This is a genomic window from Paenibacillus sp. BGI2013 (assembly GCF_002843485.1).
Classification (GTDB): Bacteria; Bacillota; Bacilli; order Paenibacillales; family Paenibacillaceae; genus Paenibacillus; species Paenibacillus amylolyticus.
In genome coordinates this window covers 121,560-137,159 of sequence record NZ_PJFA01000012.1, presented here as the reverse complement: position 1 = coordinate 137,159, position 15,600 = coordinate 121,560, and the positions used below count along the sequence as shown (strand labels likewise).

The following is a 15,600-nucleotide window of genomic DNA, read 5'->3' as shown; positions in this document are numbered from 1 at the left end:
AACTCCATCAGGAAGGGTGATTCCTCAATGAACCTGTATATCCATAATCACAAACGCTCGTTGACGAGCTTTCTATTCGAGAAATATATCGGAACGTTAGATACCAAGAAAATTTTTTCAACACGCGAGCTTACCCGCAAACACCTGGATCATATGGGCTTGGAAAACATTAAACCTTATATCTTGGGTAAAACAAAACTGTCATCTTCCATTAAAGAGCGCTCCCATGAAGACATGCAGGTGTTCACCTTAAACGATCAGCATTCCCGTGAACAGAGGGTCATTCTCTACATTCATGGCGGGGCGCATACACACCAGCCGCTGTCTTTACACTGGAAATTCATGGACCGCATGGCTCAGGCTCTGAATGCCAAAGTTGTTGCTCCCATCTATCCAAAGGTTCCGCATTTTAATTATCAGCACACGTATCCGAAACTGCTCAATCTATACCGGGATCTGCTTGCCTCCGTGGACGACCCAGCACAACTCACCATTATGGGGGATTCCGCAGGCGGGAACATATCCCTAGCCTTGACCCATTATCTGAAGATGCATGATCTCCCGCAGCCCAAAGATATCATCTTGTTATCACCTTGTGTGGATATGGTGCTGGACAATCCGGTCATATTTGATTACGAGACACGCGACCCTATGCTCGCTGTGGAAGGGTATGATGTCATCCGGCGGATCTGGGCAGCTGACAAACCGTTGAACGATCCGTTAATCAGTCCAATCTACGGAGATTTCGCCGGTCTGGGCAAAATCAGCATCTTTATCGGGACTCACGAGGGTTTGTTTCCTGATAATATGAAGCTCGACAAACTACTGACGGATCAAAGAATCGATCATCAAACGTACGTTTACCCCAAAATGAACCATGTCTTTGTCCTCTATCCGATTCCGGAGGCCAGGGATGCGCAGCGTAAAATGGTTAACATCATAAAAAGCTCAGCACATGAAGCTGGACAATAGACTGTAACGCATCCCCCCACTCCTTTCGCAAAAAGAATGAAAAAAAGCTCAATCCCTGGACTACCGCCACCGGATTGAGCTTACTTTCTGTTATTCTGTCATCTAAATATTATTTATATGAACCATATTCAAACCAGTCAAAGTCCGCTACCTGATCGGAAGAAGTACCGTTGCTGCTGCTAAACATTCCGATACAACAGCCAACAAAGCCGCCGGCTACTTCGGTGCTCAGGCTGCTTGTATCCACCTGTTCCGCGACCAGATGATACTGACTTCCATCCGTGCTGCAATAGAAGTTTAGTTGCTGACCTGTTGCGGCCAGTTTGATATACACCCGCGGTACATCACCCTCCAGTGCGATTTGCGCTATGTGGGTATCCTGACCATCTATACAGGTCAATACACGCAGCACCTGCTGTTTATCCGCCAGAGCACGCTCAATCCGTACGTGATACAGATCGTTCTGAATGACGACAAGACCAGCCGTTTCATTGGCATTCCCGGGCACAAATTCCATCGCTGTAGCTGCGACATAATCCATATGCCTTTGACGCAGACAAACAAAGCTGGAATTTTCTTTTTCCTTCAATGTTTGCGGTTTCAGCTTCAGTCGCAAGTATCCTTTTCGTTCGGTTAATGAATAGAGATCCTCCTGAGGATTGCGCAGGAACATCCATTGCAAGCCCAGTTTATCACTGTCAAAATGGTCAAAACGCAGTTGCGGCTCTACCGGAACAGGCTTCAAATCCAACGTGCCCTGCTCCTCCAGGATTCCGCGGCCCTCATTGACAACAGGCCATCCGTCCTCCCAAACGACAGAAGCAAGGAACGTCTCCCGCCCCAGGTTGCTATAGCTCCCTCCATATGGACGCGAAGCAAGCATGACCATGAACCATTGACCGTTCGCAGCCTGCACCAAGTCGGCATGTCCTACATTAACAACAGGGTAACGTTTACCCAAATGGCGATGTGTAATGATTGGATTATTCGGATTCCCGACGTATCCTTCGGTCAAACTTTTGCTACGAGCAATGGTCACGGCATGGTTTGGCCCTGTGCCTCCCTCTGCAATCAATAAATAGTAATATTCATCGATCTTATACAGGTGCGGGCCTTCCGGCCAGATGACATCCACCATCGCCCCGCGCCACAGAACGTAACTGTCTCCCACCAGCTTCATACTGCCCAGATCCAACTCCCGCAGCCACACTTCCCAGTTCCCATTGTAACGAACTCCCTCGGAGCAAGGACGTGTACCAAGGTAATACGCTTTGCCGTCATCGAAGAAAATCGTAGGGTCTATGCCTTCTGCGCCTTCAATAAAATATGGATCAGACCATGGCCCAGCCGGGTCGGTAGCGGTTACAACAAAATTGCCGCCATGTGACACATTGGTTGTAATCATATAGAAGGTACCTTCATGATACCGAAGCGTTGGAGCGAATATCCCCTGTGAATGGCCTGCTCCCTGAAGATTTAACTGTGAAGGGCGGTCCAGCACATTGCCAATCTGTTTCCAATTCACTAGATCACGGCTCTGAAAGATCGGAACGCCAGGAAAATAGGCAAATGTTGATGTCACCAGATAAAAATCTTCACCCACCCGGCATACGGATGGATCTGGATAAAACCCGGGCATAATCGGATTGTTATACGTGCATTTTTCGCCTTGATTTGCATTCTTCATTCTTTTACCCCTCCAATGGTTAGTCCAGTCACAAAGTATTTTTGCAAGAACGGATACAGTAAAACAATCGGCATTGCCGTCACAACCGTGATTGCTGCCCGAATGGATACAGGCGTCACCATGTTGGTTACATTTTTGAATGAATCCACGTTGACGGTCCCCCCCTGTGAGGTCGCAGAGGATAACAATTTCATCAGCTCATACTGCAAGGTGGTCAAATTCCGATTTCCCGCCGTGTACAACATAGAGTCAAACCAGGAGTTCCACTGACCTACAGCAATAAACAGTGCAACCGTAGCCAGAACCGGTTTGGATAGGGGAAGCACGATACGCATGAAAATCCGAAAATCTCCGGCTCCATCCATCTTCGCGGATTCAATCAATCCCTCCGACAGTCCCTGAATGTAGGTACGAATGACGATCATGTTGAACACCCCGATCAACCCGGGAATAATGTATACCCAGAAACTGTTCAGCAGCCCCACTTGTTTGATCAGCATGTATCCCGGAATTAAACCGCCGCTGAAATACATCGTCATGACAAACAGCGTTGTGACCAATTTGTTAAACATATATTCCTTGCGGCTCAGTACATAGGCCAGCATGGCTGTACAGAACAGCTGTACAACCGTTCCCACCACGGTTCTGGCGACTGAAACAAATGCGGCTTGCGTCAGATTCGGGTTTTGGAATACGGAGACGTAATTTTGCAGCGTCCATTCCCTCGGCCAGAGATAGATCCCCCCACGGATCGTATCCAGCCCGTTATTGAAAGATACGGCAATGGTGTTTAAAAAAGGATATAACGTAACAACCATGACAAGCAACATAAATATGCCATTGGTGATAGAAAAAATAGAGTCTCCCAAGCTTCGGTTTCTACTAAATCGTTTCACAGCTCTGCCCCCTTATCATATCAATCGCTCTTCACCAAGAGACTTGGCAATCCCGTTGGCGATAAATATGAGCACCAGACTGACCACACTTTTGAAAATGCCTGCTGCGGTGGCAAGTGAGTAGTTGCCGAGATTAATCCCGTATTTCAAAACAAAAATGTCGATCGTCTCGGATACATCCTGCACAAGTCCGTTCCCCAACAAGTATTGAATCTCAAAACCCGCGTTCAGTACGTTACCTACGTTGATGATAAGCAGGATAATAATTGTTGGTTTGATGCTTGGAAGCGTGACATTGAACATTTTACGAAACCGTCCGGCTCCGTCGATGGAAGCTGCCTCGTACAAGCTCGGATTAATCGACGCCATGGCCGCCAGATAAATAATCGTGCCCCAGCCAATTTCCTTCCACATGCTGGACAGACCTACAATCCCCCAGAAGTACTTTGGTTCGGCAAAAAAATTGATCGGTGCATCAATCAGGCCCAATTTCGTCAACAGCACATTCACTATTCCTGTTTCCGTTGATAATACATTCGCAACAATACCTGTTACGATGATCCACGACAGGAAATGTGGAAGGTAGGAAACCGTCTGTACCACACGTTTGAACAATACCATTCGCAGTTCATTCAATAAGAGCGCCAGACCAATCGAGCCGACAAATCCCAGAAACAGACTGATCAGGCTCATCGCCAGCGTATTGCGAATGACACGTAAAAATGTAGGGTCCGTGAATAATGTTCGAAAATGATCCACCCCAACCCAATCCTGCTCCATAAAACCAATGCCCGGTCTATAATTCTGAAACGCCATCAACCAGCCCCATAATGGTCCATACGCAAAAATAGCGATAAACGCAATAAACGGAAATGACATCCACATTAATTGTCGCTGACTTTTCATTCTGGACAGGTTGTACCCGATCCAGCTTGTTCCCGCTGGGATATGGCTGGTTTTTAACGAAGGCTGCAACTCCTTTTTGGCCATGTTTTTCTCTCCTTGCTTACGAGTTTATCTATATCACCCAGTCTGGGTGAATCGATTCCATTCCTATCCAACCTCTGAATCTAGCGTGTAAGAAAGGCTACGGGGTTCCCCATAGCCTTTCTGTGTGACAGGCCTTTATCCCCACAGTTCCATACGTCTGCGGACTTCCTCCGTCAGCGCATCTTCATACGCTTTAATATCTGCACTTTCCTTGAGCGTGGCTTGATACTCATCCCAAGCCTTATCAAATTCGGCTGGTGAAGTCATAATCACTTTTGGCAGCCATTTGCGTTTTACATCGTCCATTTTCTGTCTGGCGATGGTCTCCGGTTTATTCGGTTCAAAATTATAGGTATAGATTGGGAACCACGGTTCATTTTCCTCCGCAGGCTCAAGGAAGTCGGTAAACTTCGTATATCCATAAGCCTTCAGCACTTTTTTGTCGATGTCATTCAATGTGGCAAGGTACTCCTCCGGCTGCTCCTTAGGGTCAAGGGCATTCTTCCCGTCAGCGGTCATGCCTTCATGATGCGGGAAATAGACCAACGGGCTTCCCGTGTTTGCCAGCACCCAGTCCGGATCTTTGGAATTCGCACGTTGCTCTTCATTCCTGGAGAACACGCCTTTGTCATCGACTTGGTAATCCACGCCTTCCTGCCCCCAGGTTCTCAATACCTCCATCTCAGGGTCCAGCAAATCATTAATATATTGAAGTGCTCCCTCAATATCCTCGCAACTCTTTGTAATGGCCAGGCCACCATTCACATTAAGGATTGGATTGTTCTGATAGCGCCCTTTAACATCCTCGGAGAGTGTAATGGACAACGGTACATAGGTTTTGTCATACAATTTTTGCTTCACGAGTGATGCCTCGGCGTCAAGGAACTGCCATCCTTGATCCACCATGCCCAGCACACGTCCGGTTGAAATTTTGGAGATATATTGATCATAGTTTGCTGTAAAGGTTTCGTTATCGACCAGGCCTTGATGATATACCTCATTAATTTTCTTGAAATATGCCTTCGCTTCCGGAATGGTATTATAGTTTTTGGCTGTCAGCGTTTCTTTATCAACGATGGCTGCGCCTTCGTTAGGATAACCAGCCATGAAGAGCGGAGGGTTCTCCAGTGCGAAATAACGCCAGTCATAGGAGATAATTTCAAACCCAATTGTGGGCTGACCATCAACAGTCGGGTGAGCTGCTTTATACCGTTCAATCAAGTCGAAGTATTGGTCAAGCGTTTTGATTGTCGGATAATTATCCCACTCCAGTACGGCCTTCTGAATCCAGAATGCTTCTCCGTCATGGGATACTTTCATCGACTTTTCTTGTATATTGCCGAATTGAGGAATGAAGTAGATATGTCCATCCGTCGTATTTTTCATCTTCTTCCAGTCTTCGCCCAGGTAATTTTTGATGTTTGGATATTTATCGATGTAATCCTCAAGAGGTACTAACGCTCCTGCTGCTACCAGTTGCTGAGTTCCATCACTCCCATCGATAAAATCGGGATATTCGCCGCCTGCAATGAGTACACCAATCCGCTCTTTGGCTGTTTGGCCTGTAAGCCAGTCCATCGTGACTCTGGCGCCTGTTTTCTCCTCAATAGCTTTTAACACCCGATTATCGTCAGGCGCAATTTTTCCCGGTACGGCAAAAAATGCAGAAAATTGTTTCAATTCCCTTCCATCTGCTGTCTTTTCCCCTTTCGAGGACGATCCCGGTGTACATCCAGTGAGTGCGATGACCAGTATTAAAGCGAGCAGAGCACTATACTTGATTCTTTTTCTAACATCCTTTTTCATCATGACCCCTCCATCGATTATATTGACAGAAGCTTTTTGGAAAGCGCTTTCCAAAGGCTGACTTAAAATTATCATGCTTCCATGCCCCTCTCAACGGGATAAACTATAGATGGAATCCCACTAATTCCAGCATCTGCGAAAAAAAATATCCCGCCGCTCCGTCAAGGAGTGCAGGATGTTAATCAAGAGAGTACGCAGCATGGGCACTTTTACGATATTGTGCAGGAGTCTCCCCCATGAGTTTCTCGAACCGGCTAATAAAGTAATCGGAATCCCGATATCCCACCATTGTTGCGATTTCGTATACTCTTTGATCTGTTCTGCGCAACAGCCGGGCGGCTTCCTCAATACGCAATTGATTCAAATAATCACTGAAGCTGATCGAGAAATGCTTTTTGAAAATCTGACCCAGATATGCACTATTCATGTAAAACTGCTCCCCGAGCAATTTCAGGCTGATATTTTCTCTGTAATGCTCGTGAATGAAGGCCTCAATTTTGGCTAATACGCCCATCGCATTTGACTTTTGCTGCTCCTTCAGTTTCTCTGCGCACATGAGCGAGAATTCGCATAAATGTTCAATGTTTTCCTCCATGGATAACATCGCGTAGTTCACCTTCAGAAAAGTCGATTCCATCAACCCCGAATCTGGAGTAACCGTATCGTTATTCACGAGATCCAGCAATGTGTATGCCAAATAATGCAAGTGAATGCGGACCATACCAGGCTCGATTCGCTCATCCAGAAAAAATCGAAAAATGGCCTTTGCATGACTGTATAACTCATCCGTCTGCTGTTCCTCAATAGACTTGACTAGCCCATCAAATAATTGTTTTTCGAACTGTCCCGGCCGATTAACAAATAAGGTCGTATCCATAAGTTCGAAGTAATAAATGGGCCTGCAAGTGGTGAAGAAACGTAAGCTTTTCATTATGCCGCAGGATTGATAAGACTCGTGCAGCGCCTCCAACTCATGTACTTCCTTCCCGACATAACAAGCAATAGCCGCCTCTTGACCATGGCTCAGATCGGCATGTAATCGGGTCAAATATTGCTCCAAGGTCACTGCCTCACGGTTCACCATCAGGTCCGTAACCATAAGCAGAACCGCATTTTTATCACCTGTGAAGGGCTTCAAAATTTGTCCCGGCAAGGGCTTGCCCACCCATGCCTCAACCCGAGCGCACCAATCCGTTCCCTGTTCTGGACCGGCTTCCGCCTCAATCAGGATGCAACGCAGTATGCCGACATCTTGATAGTGGGGCTGCAGACTCGTAACAGCATCCTCCTCAGCCACCCCAAGCAAGATTGACTGCATATGCTGAGCCATAATAATTCGATCTTTTTTTTGCTGATATCGCTTCTCTTCCGTCCGCGCATTAAATGCGACCCTGAACTCCTCAAGCACCTGAACCAGTTCGGTCTTCACAATAGGCTTGAGAATGTAGTCATCCACCTGGTATTTAATCGCCTGCTTGGCATATCCAAACTCATAGAATCCACTTAGAAGAATCAGCTTGATGTCACCGCCATATTGCTCGTACAAGGTTTTGGCAAGCTGCAATCCGTCCATTTCCGGCATCTTAATGTCGGAAATCACCAGATCGGGCTGCATAGCGCGTATGCACTCCAATGCCTGCATGCCATTGGAAGCCTGACCGCAAATCTGAAACCCGTAAGACTCCCAATCAATTAACAATAGAAGTCCTTGGCGAATAAATGGCTCATCGTCCACAATCAGCACGTTGATCATATCCTCGCTCCTTATTCTTGAGATGCCTGCATAAGAGGAATTTGAATGCCAATCGTTGTTCCCTTCCCCTTTTCACTGAATATGTGCACCTGAACGAAATCATCAAAATACATCCGTAGCCGAATATATGCATTCATCATACCAATGCTGCTAAGCTCGCTCATCCGATCCATACTCGGGTCTTGCATCATTTTGCGGAGCGAGGCCAGCTTCTCCTGATCCATACCGACTCCGGTATCTCGAATGGAAATGTACAGTTCATTACTTCGAATTTCGAATAATACCTCCACGACCCCATCATTCGACGTCCCCTCAATGCCATGGATACAAGCATTCTCCACAAAGGTGAGAACGGTTAGCTTGGGTATCATCATGGCAGCAATGGATTCGTCTGTGATCCGGATTGCAAATTGCAGCTTTTCGCCAAAGCGATACTGCTGGATACTCAGATAACTCTCCACAAAATTGATTTCCTCTGCAATTGTAATCAGATCATCGCCCCAATTGATCGTCTGACGTAACAGCAGTGCCAGTTTATGAATGACATCGGAGGTTTCGAGCTCGTCCTTGATCAAACTCCGCATACGGATCGTTTCAAGCGTGTTGAACATGAAATGGGGATTCACCTGACTCTGAAGGGCTTTCAGCTCCGCCTGCTTTTTGGAGAGCTCAAGGGCTTGCCGCTCCACCTGGCCCTTAAACACAATCTCAATCAGGTTCTTGATCTTGATGACCATCATGTTATAACTATGGGTCAGGCTGCCGATCTCGTCTTTGCCCACAGGTCCCGATATCACCTCAAATTTCTCATGCTTCACTTGATCCAGGTGCTTCGCTATCCGATCAACTCGGATGACCAGTGATCTGGATATCAACCAGATTAGCAGTGTCGGCACCAACAGATTAAGAATGATTAGTAAAGTCAAATTAAGCTTGGAATTAACAATCTCCGACAGAACGTCCAATTTCTCCGTGCTGACGACAATCTGCCAATCCTCGGATACGACGGGAATCGATTGCATGGATTGAACAGGGTCAATTGGACTGTTTGCAATCAGATTAAATGGCTTGCGCATCTGATTCATTTTTGAATCGTTCGAGAAAATGACCCTGCCATCCGAAACGACATACACCTTCCCATTGGCTCCCTCATTTTTAAGCGATTTGTTGATGAAAGCGTAGTCCAGATCAACCTTTAACACCTTTTCAACCTGCTGCTCCCCAAAGTAATCCAGCTTACGAATAATGCTTACTTTGCGTCCTCCCTGACTTTGCGACATCTCCGCCTGTTGTTTGTCAAAATACGAATAGATCATGATATGGTCGCTCGTGTTCATCAGCGCTTGATACCAATCACTTTTCTTCACCTCATCATCCAGCTTAATAAAGTTTCCTCCATTGACGAAGGTATCATTGCCAACATAAAACGTAATTTGATTCACCTGCTGGTAGCTGTAGTAGTACCTGACCAGATTGTTGTTGCTAAGCATATCATAGTAGGCAGAGTAATAGTCTTCCTGATCGCGATACTTGAACTCCATGAACCGGTTCAGCGTTCCATCGGTATAGAGAAAATTGGACACATACAAGCTATTGTCTATACTGTTCCGCAGGTTGAACTTGATCCTTTGCTGCATTTCATTGAATCGGCTATGCTCCTTCTCTTCAATGTTACCTTTGATGCTTTGGTAAAACACGGTATTTGTGACCAGGACCGGGACCAGCACACAAAAAATGAACAATATGTACAACTTGGTTTTGAGACTCCAATCATCCAGAAACTGAATGCGCTTACAGTATATCTTTCGGCTCATGTTATGTCTTTGTCTCCTCTAACCATGTCATATATCAACATTATTATAACGAGTACAGGAAGGGTTGGATACTGCAATCCAGGATTTCCGGGAAGCCTTTCATTCAACTTCCCGATTGACTGGTCCAACAGGACACACACTAACTCCCCACATATTTTCGTATGAACCCGATCTGATCCTACGTCGAAACGGGTATCACGTTATAATTTCAAGAGCATTTCGTACTGGCCCACATGATATGCAAAACCTGATTTGACTAGGAGGAAATCTTCCATCGGTTTCAGATGAGACTCCACATTGAGGACACTGATTCTAGGAGATTCTGTACGTTGGACCATCTCTGTCAGGATGCTGCTTGCAATACCTTTGCCCCGGTAATTTTGGTTCACTGCAAGCTGTGGAACATCACCTGTTTTTAGATCTATAATGCCATAACCAACAATGTTGTGATCCTGACGTGCAACGACATAGATAAAAGCCTCCGGTACAGCGTAGATGGAATCAATTGAATTTTGCCAGGAGGGCTCCACATCCCAAAATTCCTTAAACTGCTCCACATCGATTTTCTCCACACATTCCACCGTGCAGGTCGTTTGCGGTATGAATTGATCTTTTTGCAACTGGAAACATGAAAATTCCCTTTGAATTTTGAAGTTTTGTTTACTGTACAGCTGAACTGCAGATTCGTTGGATTGGATGACCTCCAGCAAATATTGCTCTACATTTTTTTCTTTTAACAGCTTTTGAATATTCAAGAGCAGATCGCTTGTAATGCCTTGCCGTCTGCAATCTTTTACAACGCCTGTCCCAAGGTCATATGCAGTTGCCTTTCCATTCCAGCTTCGAAGCCCATTGATAACAAATCCGACCATTCTCTCATCCTTAAAGGCTCCCATAGAGATTTCGGGGTAATAACCCCTTCGTTGAAGCATCTGTTGAAACTTCCAAAAAGGCAAATCCATTTTAACCTGGTAGTCGGAGAACGCATCCACAAACGCCTCGTGAAGTGTCTCCATGCTTATTGTGTCCAACAATTTATAACTGTACATTAGGGCACTCTCTCCTTTAAAAAGATGAAAACAATAATATATTAGGGCTCATGATCCCTATCCTTATTTAAATATTCTACTAAATAGTGTTAACACTATAAAGTAATATCCGTACGATAAAATCTGCTTTCTTCAGAGTTTTCAGACACGTCCTAATAACTAAAATAGACCGCTCCCTGGTTAAGGAATACGGTCTATCGAGTCATTATTCTATGGGGATACCGATTTTGTTAAACCAATTTTGGTGATCACCGTATCATACGGCTCCAATTCCACGGTCTGTTTTCCATGCTCTGTATTGATCGTCGTGGACTGAACCTGATTGCTATTATTGATCACAACCAATATGTTGCTCTCGGGATAGTAGGCGCACTCGGTATACAAGTTATCCGTGATGTACTTTGTTTCATGGAATTCATTGCCCGCAAATCGAATCGAATTCAGAAGTAGTCTTGTATTTTCCCAGCTGAATTCGAAGGAAGGCAGGTAGATCCCTTTTCCTTTTCCAAAAGCATGTGTGGACAGTGTGATCTGACCATCCGTTTCACTTACTACAGCTGCTGATCCATCAGTAAGATAAATGTTATCTTTCGGAAGTATGCTGGCCCCCTCAGGCACCAAACCATACTCATCATTAACTTCATACGACCATTTTCCATGAACAACCCGTGCTCCTGTATCCTCATCTACCCCAAGCACATGAGCCATTCTGAAAAAGCTGTCGTACCCGTCCATTGCCGAAGGCTGGTTAATGCCAATAAAGGTACCACCCTCATACACCCATTGGGTCAATAAGTCCACAGACTTGTGGTCACTCCAATGCGCTCCACCGCTCCATGCTGAACCTACAGAGCCGGCATTGATGACGACATCTACATCCTTCAATGCCCCCTGTCGAATATCATCAAAATCAATAAACTGCACGTCAACAGGCAACCCGGCTAATGCCTCATTCACATGAATCAGATCATGCATATGTGTTTCATGAAAATGACCGGACAAGGTCCACGATCTTAACTTGCCCCAGCTATGCAGCACGGCTACCTTTGTCTTGATCTGATAAGGCTTTCCAGCCTGATGTAGCTCTTTCATTTCCCTGAATTCATGGGCAATCTTCTCGATATAATCCACAAAGTCCGGGTAAGGCTCAACCAGATGCAAATATCCACCCAGTCCAATCCGGTCAATCGACTCACGCAGCAGCGCACGCCGGATATTAATCCAGTATTTCTTCGCATCCAGGGTAGGGTCTCCGCCCTCCTTGAAGGTAGGAAGCCCGCCTAAGCCAACTGGGAACAAGTAGGGATGCAAGCGAATCTCATGGGTATCAGCCTTAACGCCGGAGCACATTCTTGCCTCGTAACCGGAGAACACACATTTGATCATGCCGTCGAATCCAAATTCCTCAAAGCGATCATTATACGGCTCCATGCCCACCCAGCTGTCATCATAGAAGACATACGCCAGCTTGTCATGATTGTGTACAATATCAATTAACTTTTTACCGAATTCAATGACAAAATCATTGATAAATGCCATCCAGTCCAGTTTGTGCTGATCCGCAGGCATGTGAGTGACCTGATATTTACCGCCATTTACAAAGTCCTCGGCGGAGAGTGAATACCCATATTTTTGAGCAAACAGATCCAGCGCTCTCGAACTTACCGTGAAATCGTATGAACCCCAATCCGAGAACAGATGGCGATTCCGCTCATCACTGCCCCAGATCCAGGCGAAGTTATAAAATAGGGACGTAAAACGTACAACGGTTGTTTCCGGGTGTTCTTGGCACCACTTTTCCATCCAATCCAGCAAATAGGTTTGTGTGTCTGTATAGATCGGGTCAATCTGCATCAGATGCTCTTTGTCCCAGTTATTCGTCGTATGGTTGTACATGGAAATCTCTTCCCATATCCGATAAACCATGAAACTCACGGTGTATTTATGCCAAGGAGCAACGCCGGTAATGACAACATTGCCAGATTCCCTTTCATAATTCCACTGTCCTCTAGGCACCTCTTCCCCAGTCGTTCGATCATAAACTTGCCAATATTTAAACGCTTCTTTGGAATCATTCACCCTGAATTGTTCAGCAAAGAAGTCCTCCATCAGATAGATGGATACATAATCTTGCACAGCAACCTTAGGATTCGTAATGAGAAAACATTGCTGCAGTTTATCCAGATTACGGGATGCCCACTCATTATGATCCCGAATAATGCAAATGGTTGAATAGATGCCGTATCCGGCATTGATAATCTCATCGGACAATTTTGTACCGTCACTGTCACGGATCACATCGGCACCCCAGCGGTTGGCAAGTTCAAGCGTCAGTGCTTCATAACCGGATTCCCCCGGTAGTGTAAAGGAGCCTTTGGTTAATTTGGACAATTGGGTTCCCTCCCTATCTCAACATATCGGACAGAAAAGCGAGTGCCAGGCCCTGACCCCAGCCCTGAATCCAGTCTTTTGGAATATTGCGATAGCCATCCCGATCCTTCATCACCGCGGTACCGCCCGATACACCAAGCACGCGTCCATCTTCGCTAATGTTGTTCAGGATGCCTTCCAATGCCTTTTGCACGTATTTGGTATGCAGTGGATTGCCGTTGTTGATCATCGCTGCTGCAATACCCGCGGAAGCTGACACCTCTTCATACGATTCTTCGTCATCCAGAACCGTACGCCACAAGCCATTCTCGGTCTGTACCAGCTTGAGAGCCGCCAATTGATCACGAAGGGCACACTCTACATCCATACATTGCGGATACAAGTACCAGTCGTTCAATTGCGGTTTCACCTGAGACATCGTATAGGCTCCCCAAGCGTTCGCTCTGCCCCAATAAAATCCGGACATGTGGTCCTTGTTGATATTGTTATAACCGTGATACCACAGACTGCTGCTCGGATCTTGCAGGTATTTGATATGCCAGTAATACTGATTCAGCGCATCCTGAATCATGGCTTCATCTTTTAATTTGCTACCTACGCGAAGCAGGAAAAATGCCGCCATAAACAAGGTGTCCGCCCAAGCCTGTTCCGGAAAATCATTGGAAACCGATACCGTATGCTGAAGCACATTGTCTCCAAAGCGAAGCGCATGATTCTGGAGATAATCGACTTTGCTGAGGACAATATCCCAATATTTCTGATCCCCGGTTTCTTCATATAAAGTGATGAGCACATGGCCCATGGCACATGTATTCACCGTCCAACTTGGCAGACCCAGCTCGATATATTCGTCTGCCCATTTCACCAGCCTGTCCAGAATCTCTTGGTTGCCTGTCGTTTGATAGGCTCTGGATACACCATAATAAGCCACTCCACCGGGCCAATCCCATGTCAGATCCATATCCAGTGTTTTCTTGGTAACGTTCTCGATTACGTGTAGAATCTGATCCCTGTCATATTTCACTTGAAGCATTGTTATTCCCCTCTCCCTGTGCACACGCCCCCAAGTGCGCCCTGAGAGGTGTCCGTCCATTTTTGTAAACGCTTTACTTATTCCATTGTACGCAGTAAAATAGTCTCAATCTAAGCATATTCATAACAAAACTGCGCAATTTCAATCATTTATACATAGGAGTCCTCGAAAATGCCCAAACCGAAGAAACCTGTCATTGAATATCGTCACTATAGCCTGCCCATTGATTTCCCTGTCCTGTTACTCAGTGGAGACCGCTGGAGAATATCCGATATCAAGAGTGAGCATCTTCATTTCCATAACCACATGGAGATTGGCATCTGTTATTCAGATGGAGGCATCATGGAGATTAAGGGAGAATCTGTGCCTTTTCGAGCAGGCGACATCTCGTTCATTCCCCGATATCTTCCGCATACCACATACAGTTCACCTAATAACGCCAGCCTGTGGGCTTATATCTTTTTTTCACCGGAAGAACTCTTCCGTCATTCGCTCAAAACAGCACAAACTCACATTGAACCGAATCTATGGGCGATTCAGGGAACCAATTGCATTCTGAATAAGGAACAGCATCCCAAAATTCATATGCTCGCAACTTCAATCGTTGAAGAAATGAAGCAGCAGTCCCCCTACTATCGGGAGAGCGCGTACGGCTTGTTGATGTCTCTATATATCGAACTGCTTCGAATTCATGCGAGCAGCGAACGCTTGTCATCTCAGGATCACGAACGGGAAAGAGACCTCCAAGGTGACTTGGTCATCTCACCCGTGCTGGAGTTTATCACCAAAAACTATATGATGCCTGTGACCATCGATTACCTCGCTGATCTGTGTCATCTGAGTACAACGCATTTTCGCCGCAAGTTCCATGAAATTATGGGAACCACGCCGCTTGATTTTCTGAACAGTACCCGGATTGAAGAGGCATGCAAACGATTAAAAAGCACCGAGGCCTCCATTCTGTCCATCTCTGAGCAGGTCGGCTTCCGATCCATCTCCAGCTTTAACCGCTGCTTCGCCAAACTGATGGGCGAATCGCCTAAAGCCTGGCGCAAAGGCGCTCATACAGAAGCACAGTCTGCAAAAGCCTCAATACTGGAATTCACGGGGTGGGTATGAATTCACGTTAGTATATTGAGATAACCCTGCTCATAAAAAAGATACAAAAAATCCCAAAAGTCATGATGACTCTCGGGATTTTCCAGTTCA

General features: G+C 45.9%; 11 protein-coding genes. 2 read left to right on the top strand and 9 right to left on the bottom strand.

Annotated features, from left to right (window positions below; genetic code table 11):
* Nucleotides 1-27 precede the first annotated feature (27 nt).
* Nucleotides 28-972, top strand: a complete 945-nt coding sequence (locus CXK86_RS24690) for an alpha/beta hydrolase fold domain-containing protein (RefSeq protein ID WP_076253778.1) — start codon at nucleotides 28-30, stop codon at nucleotides 970-972.
* 109 nt (nucleotides 973-1,081) lie between these two features.
* On the opposite strand, the gene CXK86_RS24685 is transcribed toward CXK86_RS24690, so the two are convergent.
* From CXK86_RS24685 to CXK86_RS24645, 9 genes are all read right to left on the bottom strand, one after another.
* Nucleotides 1,082-2,659 carry a glycoside hydrolase family 43 protein gene (locus CXK86_RS24685; RefSeq protein WP_076253779.1) on the bottom strand — a complete coding sequence of 526 codons (1,578 nt, stop codon included), beginning with the start codon at nucleotides 2,657-2,659 and terminating at the stop codon, nucleotides 1,082-1,084.
* Nucleotides 2,656-3,555: a carbohydrate ABC transporter permease gene (locus CXK86_RS24680; RefSeq protein ID WP_036668326.1), complete on the bottom strand. Its 900-nt coding sequence runs from the start codon at nucleotides 3,553-3,555 to the stop codon at nucleotides 2,656-2,658. The genes CXK86_RS24685 and CXK86_RS24680 overlap by 4 nt, the downstream gene beginning before the upstream one ends.
* 15 nt (nucleotides 3,556-3,570) lie before the next feature.
* Nucleotides 3,571-4,545, bottom strand: a complete 975-nt coding sequence (locus tag CXK86_RS24675; protein ID WP_036606005.1) for an ABC transporter permease — start codon at nucleotides 4,543-4,545, stop codon at nucleotides 3,571-3,573.
* 135 nt (nucleotides 4,546-4,680) lie between these two features.
* Nucleotides 4,681-6,351: an extracellular solute-binding protein gene (locus CXK86_RS24670; RefSeq protein WP_076253781.1), complete on the bottom strand. Its 1,671-nt coding sequence runs from the start codon at nucleotides 6,349-6,351 to the stop codon at nucleotides 4,681-4,683.
* Nucleotides 6,352-6,529: 178 nt separating this feature from the next.
* Nucleotides 6,530-8,104, bottom strand: a complete 1,575-nt coding sequence (locus CXK86_RS24665; protein WP_101314778.1) for a response regulator — start codon at nucleotides 8,102-8,104, stop codon at nucleotides 6,530-6,532.
* 11 nt (nucleotides 8,105-8,115) lie between these two features.
* Complete coding sequence (locus CXK86_RS24660; protein WP_101314777.1) at nucleotides 8,116-9,918, bottom strand: cache domain-containing sensor histidine kinase; 1,803 nt, start codon at nucleotides 9,916-9,918, stop codon at nucleotides 8,116-8,118.
* 200 nt (nucleotides 9,919-10,118) lie between these two features.
* Nucleotides 10,119-10,967 carry a GNAT family N-acetyltransferase gene (locus tag CXK86_RS24655; protein ID WP_101314776.1) on the bottom strand — a complete coding sequence of 283 codons (849 nt, stop codon included), beginning with the start codon at nucleotides 10,965-10,967 and terminating at the stop codon, nucleotides 10,119-10,121.
* A 210-nt stretch (nucleotides 10,968-11,177) separates the two neighbouring features.
* Nucleotides 11,178-13,358, bottom strand: coding sequence for a 1,3-beta-galactosyl-N-acetylhexosamine phosphorylase (gene gnpA / locus CXK86_RS24650; protein WP_101314775.1), 2,181 nt, complete (start codon nucleotides 13,356-13,358; stop codon nucleotides 11,178-11,180).
* Between the two features lie 13 nt (nucleotides 13,359-13,371).
* Complete coding sequence (locus CXK86_RS24645; protein WP_101314774.1) at nucleotides 13,372-14,391, bottom strand: glycoside hydrolase family 88/105 protein; 1,020 nt, start codon at nucleotides 14,389-14,391, stop codon at nucleotides 13,372-13,374.
* Nucleotides 14,392-14,562: 171 nt separating this feature from the next.
* On the opposite strand from CXK86_RS24645, the gene CXK86_RS24640 reads away from it, so the two are divergent.
* Nucleotides 14,563-15,510: an AraC family transcriptional regulator gene (locus CXK86_RS24640; protein WP_101314773.1), complete on the top strand. Its 948-nt coding sequence runs from the start codon at nucleotides 14,563-14,565 to the stop codon at nucleotides 15,508-15,510.
* Nucleotides 15,511-15,600: the final 90 nt, after the last annotated feature.